The 1,008-nt window shown below is 68.1% G+C and carries 2 protein-coding genes; both read left to right on the top strand.

The features are described 5' to 3' along the window. A partial coding sequence (locus tag LHJ74_RS34070; RefSeq protein ID WP_260222239.1) for a LamG domain-containing protein occupies positions 1 to 512 on the top strand: 512 nt, incomplete at its 5' end. A gap of 215 nt (positions 513 to 727) precedes the next feature. Further along, positions 728 to 1,008, top strand: a 281-nt coding sequence (locus tag LHJ74_RS34065) for a hypothetical protein (protein ID WP_260222238.1), incomplete at its 3' end; no start/stop codon positions are given.

The raw sequence follows: 1,008 nt of genomic DNA, 5'->3' as shown, positions 1-1,008 counted from the left end.
CCGTGAGCGCTACGGGAGACGAGCAGAGCGCCTTCACCGTGGGTTTCGTACCTGACCCGGCAGCTCCGGGCGGGGCAGGGCTCTGGCAGATGGGCATGTCCGGCAGCGACAGCGACAAGCCAGCCCGGTCCGAAGCGGGCAACGCCGGATTCTTCTACGACGTACGGGAGTGGAACCATCTCACCCTCGTCTACGACGGTTTCGCCAAGCAGGCACGCCTCTACGTGAACGGCTCGCTGCAGGAAGTCGCCTGCACGGACGCGGACGGCGACGGCGACGCGGACGACCCGGAGTGCGCGGAGGCCATCCCATGGGCCGAGAACGTGCTGTCCTTCCGGGCCGGAGAGCCGCTTCAGTTCGGCCGGGGCAAGGGCAACGGGTCCTGGGTCCAGCACTGGCCGGGCGCGATCGACGACGTGTGGACCTTCCAGGGGGCCTTGAGTGAACCTCAGGTTCAAAAGCTCGCCGACGAGTGGTTCGACCTGCCCACGGAGGTTCCGACGCCCGAGTGAGCTCAGCTGGTGTGCCGACGCTCTCTCGGGAGCCGGTCACGGCACATCAGCAGTTCTCTGACCTCCTTTTTCGAGGTCGCTCTCACCGGCTCACCCGCCCCGCACATGACCTGTGTTCCAGATAACGGACGGATTCGGGAATGAACGGCAGAAACCGGTCCCGTAGCACCAAGCCCCTACGACACCGAGTCGCACTCGGACTTTCTGTTGCCCTGGTGAGCACCCTGCTCCAGGGGACCGTCACCGCGACGACCGCGACGGCCGACGCCGGCACGGGGCGCCCCGACCTGCCACAGGCGGAACGGCCCGTCCCCGGAGCCGACGCACCCAAAGCCAAGCCCCGCACGGTCGAGAAGGGGCCGCGGACACCACGCGAGGCACCGAAGACCTCGTGGCCGGAACCGGGCGCGGCCACGGTGAAGATCCCTGACGCCGCCACCGGTCGCTCATCTGCGACGAAGCCGGCGAAGGCCAAGGGCCTGCCCATCGAGATAGC

Source organism: Streptomyces gossypii (assembly GCF_025165795.1).
Lineage (GTDB): Bacteria > Actinomycetota > Actinomycetes > Streptomycetales > Streptomycetaceae > Streptomyces > Streptomyces gossypii.
This window is presented reverse-complemented; position numbering and strand designations above follow the sequence as displayed.